A 954-nucleotide genomic window follows, 5' to 3' on the forward strand; every position below is an offset into this window, starting at 1 on the left:
GGTTAATTGGCGCCCCAACAAAACGGGCGTCGAAGCCGGTCGGTACTGGAGCAAAACGTCTCGCGCATGGTTCAACTGCCAATCACGCTTTTTAGATACGGGGTTATAGAACGAGATAACAAAGTCACCTTGGCCAGCGCTATGAATACGCTTTTCGATCGTCTCCCAAGGCGTTAGCAAATCAGATAACGATACGGTACAAAAATCATGACCGAGCATGGCGCCGACACGGCTTGCGCCCGCTTGCATGGCAGAGATTCCAGGGACAACGTCTATCTCAACATCTAGCCATTCTGGATGATCTAAGGCCTCGCCTTGCGCTTGCTTTAAGAGTTGTTGATCCAACAATTCAAACACCAACGTTGCCATCGCATAAATGCCGATGTCGCCACTCGAAACCAAGGCGGTTGTTTTACCGCTAGCCGCGAGATCTAAGGCGAGTTTAGCTCGCCCGATCTCTTCCCCCAAAGGTAACTCGTGATGTGTTTTTCCATCACACACATCACCTAACAAGTCGAGATACAAACCGTACGCGACCAAATCTGAACTGGCTCCAATGGCGCTAAGCGCTTTCGGCGCCACAAGAGATCTATCACCAGGACCGGTGCCCACTACAAATAACTGACTCATGCTAATTTTGTTTCCTGCTCTTAATTCAAATGAACTATTTTTCCAATACGACCTAAGCACTATTACTTATCTGACGCTGTCTTAGTAAAGCTCCGTGCAATCGCGCACGTGGCTTTCTTTGTCTTTTGTTTCGATAAAACCAACTCCGCTGGCGCAGACGTCGTCTTTTGTGCCGAATACAATGCCGCCGATTCAGCGACCCCATACACGCCAACTGTGTCGAATATATAATCTGACTTTACGCTCAGCTGAGACTCAACCGTCGCCAACTGATCTTTGTCCCATGTGAGATACGGTAAAGCCAGGGATGCCGCCAAATCGATT

2 protein-coding genes are annotated in these 954 nt (G+C 49.0%); both read right to left on the bottom strand.

The window, feature by feature from the left end; genetic code table 11:
* The coding region (locus A3756_RS23690) for a precorrin-3B C(17)-methyltransferase (protein ID WP_082865469.1) at nucleotides 1-630 on the bottom strand (630 nt) is incomplete at its 3' end.
* Nucleotides 631-692: 62 nt separating this feature from the next.
* On the bottom strand, nucleotides 693-954 hold a 262-nt coding region (locus A3756_RS23695), incomplete at its 5' end, for a cobalamin biosynthesis protein (RefSeq protein ID WP_197481505.1).

Source organism: Oleiphilus sp. HI0086 (assembly GCF_001635225.1).